Below are 5033 nucleotides of genomic sequence, written 5' to 3'. Positions count from 1 at the left end.
GGCGGTCCGATGATGGACCACCCCGGACTTACACAGATGGAATGACACGCCCGCATCCGCTCGGTGATGATGACGACCTACCGCCGTTTCTGCTGTTCAACGACGACTATGAATCGTTGAAGCTCAGAATTGCCCGTCTGGCTACCGGGCTCGCCCCGGGAGAAACTCCGCGTACGATCACCCAGCGCATAGTCAGCGACATCCTGGTCACCGATGTGTCCGATCAAGAGCTCAGCGTCCGATCCAGCGTATTGGTGTTCCTCGTACGCCATGAACGCCACGAGAACTTCTTTATCGGCAAACGACAAGACGTGCTACGCCGGGACGAAGACTCGGGCCTGCTTCTGGCCGCCCGGGCCATCACTCTGGCTCATAGCGTTCTTCCACGAGCGATTTCGATCTTCTTCTAAAGCCCAGCAATAGCCCTCAGATAGGTCGCACATGACAGATGTCGCTTCACGCGAACTCGGCCTCGGATTTCTCGGAATCGGTCAGGCTGTCGCCAGAATTTTCCAGCAGTACCCGGACATGTCGACACTGCCGTATCGGGTTGTGGCGGCAGCAGATACCCGGCCACACTCGCTCGCCCGCTTCGCGAGCGAGTTCTCGGGCCAGACCTACACGAACGCAGAGCAGCTGTGCGCGGATCCAAGCGTGGACGTCGTCTACATCGCTACCCCTCCCGAGCTGCACCGGGAGCATGCGCTAATGGCTGCACATTACAGAAAACACATGATCGTCGAAAAGCCGTTGGCCATGTCGATCGACGATTGCACTGCAATGGTTGAGGCGGCCCACGCGGCGGGCGTACAGCTGATGGCCGGCCACACACACAGCTTTGACGCGCCGGTGCGAGCGATGGCCGAACTCGTAGGCAGTGGCGATCTCGGCGAGTTGCTCATGGTCAACACCTGGAACTTCAATGACTTCAACCGGCGACCGTGGCCGACTTCGGAATTGCGCTCGACCAGCGGGCCAGTTCTCAACCAGGGACCCCACCAGGTCGATATCGTGCGGCAAATAGTCGGCGGTCTGGCCAGAACAGTACGCGCGTCGACAATATGGGACGACGTCCGGGAATGCATCGGGGGATACACCTGTCACCTTGGATTCAAATCAGGAGCTTCGGCCACGCTCGTCTATGACGGCCGAGCCTTCTTCGATGTCGCGGAGTTGCACTCGTGGGTGGCAGAAGACGGCGGCCGCCGCAGCCCCCAAGCGAACCAGCTGGTGGCCAGCAACTTCGCTCAGCTCAGTCAGGACCCCGACCGACTCGAAGTCGCACTGGAAGCTCAAAAGGAACAGGGCCGCTACGGTGCTGCGACGACGACCGAAGAATCACAGGAACTTTGGGGTTACTCCGCCGCGGGAGAGATCGTCCACCACCCCTACTTCGGCCTGACCGTGGTGTCCTGCGAACGCGGCGCGATCAGGCAGTCGCCCGACGGCCTGGTGGTGTACGGGCAAGACGGACTACAGGAAATACCGGTCGCGCGCACGATGCGGGGCAGGGCCGCGGAGTTGGCTGAACTACATCGTGCGATCACTCAGGACCGCCCTGTTCAGCACGACGGTCGCTGGGGGCGCGCCACGCTCGAAGTATGTTTCGCCATCCTGCAATCGGCCTACGAAGAACGTGAAGTCGTTCTCTCCCACCAGGTAGCGCTGTGACTCCAGAGGAGGAGGAATCGTGGGTGAGATTGTAGCGGGCTACGCGTCGTCCCATGCCTTCACTTTCATCCCGCCGAGCAGGTGGGAACTCTTCCGCACAAAGAACAGGAAGAACTACACATTGCGACGCGGTAAGAACGCACCTTGCCCGCCAAAGACAGACGAAGAACCATTCGACGCCGCCGCGGCGCGCTACACGCATATTGAAAACGGGCTTCAACGGCTGCGGGACAGCATTAGACGCGACCGACTCGATTGCCTGATCATCATCGGCGATGACCAAAACGAGAACTTCGACGGTTCTGCACTGCCCCAGATAGCCATCCACACAGGAGCGGGGTTCGAAGTGTCCGACCGCTTCTTGCCCGCCGCGCGGTTCTGGAAAAGCTCGCCCGAGCTCAGTAAGGACTTGAGTGAGCACACCGTCGAGGCGGGGTTCGACGTCGCCACCGTCGTCGATTTCCGTGAGACAACCTTGCACTCACACGCCCATGGCGAGATTGTGGCCAACATTCTCGGAGACCACGAAGTCCCAGTGGTGTTGGTCTTCCTCAATGCCGTTCATGTGCCGTCGTTGTCGCCCAAGCGGTGCTTCGCGCTCGGATGTGCGATTGGCGACGCCGTGCGGTCACGGCGCCCCGCAGGCGAGAGGATAGGTGTCTACGCGTCCGGTGGGCTCTCACACTTCACGGCCGGCTTTCCGTGGGCTGCCTACCACGGGCCGCGTGTCCACGGCTCAATCGACGACGAGTTCGATCGCCGCACTCTGAAGGTCCTCGCCGCCGGAAACGGCTACGAGCTGAGCAAGCTGACCAGTGAAGACTTGCTCAACTCTGGCAACATCGAGCTGAGATCTTGGATATGTGCTGTCGGTGCCGTCGGCGGCAACACTCCATGGGCCAGCGTCTACGAGCCGATCCCCCGCGCGCTAATGGGAATGGCCGTCGCTTGGACGCACCCCGAGATCCCTAATTAGGGCATCGCGTGAGGCACGCGGGCGCACGGTTTTGCCGGTTGACCCGACTGCGTCGCCACCATACTCTCTGTCTTACAGAAAAGATTTCTATCCTCCAGTGGATCTATCGGTCGATGAATCGAATCTAGTCACGGAACGGAAGTAATTGGCCCGTGGCGGAGGTGCAGCTTCAGCCTGGGGCCTCCAGAGGCCAATCACACAGAGACCGATAAGAAGGAGGCGATACGGATGGCCATTTGCACTGCCAGCAGCGCCCATCGCAGTTCGTACCAGGCGCCCGCGAACTTGGGCATCGCCGCCAAGGGCGGCGTCGACACCGACAGCCGAGGTTCGCGATGAGCTCCACCCCTTCGGCAAAAGGGCTAGACACTGAACGACACGCCATCGCGCTGGCCTGTCGCGTCCTGGCGGCGCGCGGCTTGGCGCCAGGCATCCTCGGCCACATCAGCCTGCGCGTCGACAAAGATCGACTGCTGATCCGATGTCGTGGTCCGCACGAGCGAGGACTCGCGTTCACCCGTGCAAAAGACATCCGGGTGGTCACGTTGGACGGTGAAGAGGGCGCCCCGGGAGAACTAGACGACGGTTACCAGCCGCCGAACGAGTTGCCACTGCACAGCGAAGTGCTCCGCACCCGCCGCGATGTCAATGCCGTGGTCCATGCGCACCCCGAGGCGGTAGTTGCCGCCGATCTCGCCGGTCTAGGCGTCCGGCCGATCGTCGGAGCGTTTGACATCCCCGGTTTTAGGCTCGCCGCGGATGGCGTGCCGGTCTATCGGCGAGGGGTCTTGGTGCGCAATCGGCAACTCGCCCAGGAAATGGTTGCTGCTATGGCGGACCGGCCGGTTGTCGTTCTGCGGGCCCACGGCCTCACTAGTGCTGCGGAATCCGTTGAGCGGGCCGTACTACAGGCCATCAGCGTCGACACGATATCGCGTTTGTCGCTTCAGATCGCTTCTGCTGGTGGCACTCTGGCTGATTTGCCCGACGATGATGCAGCAGAACTGCCTGACCTAGGGAATGCGTTTAACGAGACCATCGCGTGGCGTCACGAGTTGGCACGCCTCCAAACCCATCGTTCGTCGCGTCACACTTCCAAAAAACGATCCTCATAGGCCACTGGCGGGCCATGCGGCCACGAGCTCACGGCCATTGCCGCGGGCGGTCTGGGACGCCGCTTCCAATCCCATCGAATCGCTGGCGTAGGAATCCTGCACCGTCCTCGCCCGAGCATTGCTCAGCGTGCGGACCGCACGCAGTCGTTCTCAATTTCCAACCCTGGTCGTGAGACCCGCGTGAATCGGAGCTTCGACCGCGCTGTGTGGATAGACCCCCCATTCTGCGACGAGGAAGCTAATCAGCAAATGAAGCGCTGCTGCAACGGCGACATCACCGGAGGGCAATAGTTTGAGTTGGTTGACCGGACAAGTCGCACTTGTGACCGGCGGGGCAGCCGGAATCGGTTTGGCCGTGGTCGAGCGGTTCTTGGCCGAGGGTGCATGCGTGGGTGTCTTGGATCGCTCGGAAGGCGACCTGGCTACCATTGGCAGCGCCGACGGCAGGCTCATCGCGGTAACAGGTGACGTTACTGCGTATGACGACAATGCCAGGGCGGTGCGCGAAACGGTCGATGCGTTCGGAAAGCTCGACGTGTTCGTCGGTAACGCTGGGATCTTTGACTACTTCGCCCCCTTAGTAGGTTTCGACGGCGCCGACCTCAGCAGCGCCTTCGATGAGATCTTCGCGGTCAATGTCAAGGGGTACCTCCTTGGTGCTAGGGCCGCCGTTCCTGAACTCCTCAAAAGCGATGGGCCTAGCATCATTTTCACCGTCTCCAACTCTGGTTTCTATGCCTCTGGTGGCGGCCCGTTATACACCGCTTCCAAGCACGCAGTCGTTGGCGTAGTGCGTGAACTGGCGTACGAGTTGGCGCCGAAGATCCGGGTGAATGGCGTGGCTCCAGGCGGCACGATAACGGGCCTACGTGGTATCGAAGACCTCGGCCAGGGCGGAAACGTGTTGTCATCGGTGCCCGGCATCGCCGACATGATGAGTGTCACGAACCCTCTGCAGTACGCCCAGCAGCCTGCCGATCATGCCGGCCTGTACTTGCTACTCGCGTCTGCAGAAAACTCGCGAGCGGTGACGGGCGTCGTCATCAACAGTGACGGCGGCTTGGGCGTGCGGGGTCTGAACCAGCCGTCGGGAGGGCTGGAACTCGCCACCGGCGCGATGCGCAATGACGTTCGGTCGCCTTAGAAAGGTTTTACACATGTTGGTGAAGGCGTTGGGTTATGTGGGTGTGGAGTCTCCGGATGCGAAGGAGTGGTTGTGAGGGGGACCCGTTTGGTGGTCCAGTCGCTATGCGGCTTGGGGTTGGTGGGTC

General features: G+C 61.3%; 5 protein-coding genes. All 5 read left to right on the top strand.

Annotated features, from left to right (window positions below; all coding sequences use genetic code 11):
* A partial coding sequence (locus M1248_RS33080; protein WP_317150915.1) for an aromatic-ring-hydroxylating dioxygenase subunit beta occupies positions 1–410 on the top strand: 410 nt, incomplete at its 5' end.
* A gap of 31 nt (positions 411–441) precedes the next feature.
* Positions 442–1671 (top strand): Gfo/Idh/MocA family oxidoreductase, encoded by a 1230-nt coding sequence (locus tag M1248_RS33075; RefSeq protein WP_317150914.1) that lies wholly within the window; start codon positions 442–444, stop codon positions 1669–1671.
* A gap of 19 nt (positions 1672–1690) precedes the next feature.
* On the top strand, positions 1691–2647 hold the full coding sequence (locus M1248_RS33070) for an extradiol ring-cleavage dioxygenase (protein WP_083129080.1): 957 nt from the start codon (positions 1691–1693) through the stop codon (positions 2645–2647).
* Between the two features lie 335 nt (positions 2648–2982).
* The gene (locus tag M1248_RS33065; RefSeq protein ID WP_317150913.1) at positions 2983–3762 is read left to right on the top strand and encodes a class II aldolase/adducin family protein; all 780 of its coding nucleotides are present in this window, start codon (positions 2983–2985) and stop codon (positions 3760–3762) included.
* 292 nt (positions 3763–4054) lie between these two features.
* Positions 4055–4906 (top strand): 3-(cis-5,6-dihydroxycyclohexa-1,3-dien-1-yl)propanoate dehydrogenase, encoded by an 852-nt coding sequence (gene hcaB, locus M1248_RS33060; protein ID WP_317150912.1) that lies wholly within the window; start codon positions 4055–4057, stop codon positions 4904–4906.
* The last annotated feature ends 127 nt before the right edge of the window (positions 4907–5033 follow it).

Source organism: Mycobacterium sp. 29Ha, from assembly GCF_032883055.1.
GTDB lineage: Bacteria > Actinomycetota > Actinomycetes > Mycobacteriales > Mycobacteriaceae > Mycobacterium > Mycobacterium gallinarum.
Note: the sequence above shows the minus strand (reverse complement) of the source record. Positions and strands in the feature narration are given on the sequence as shown.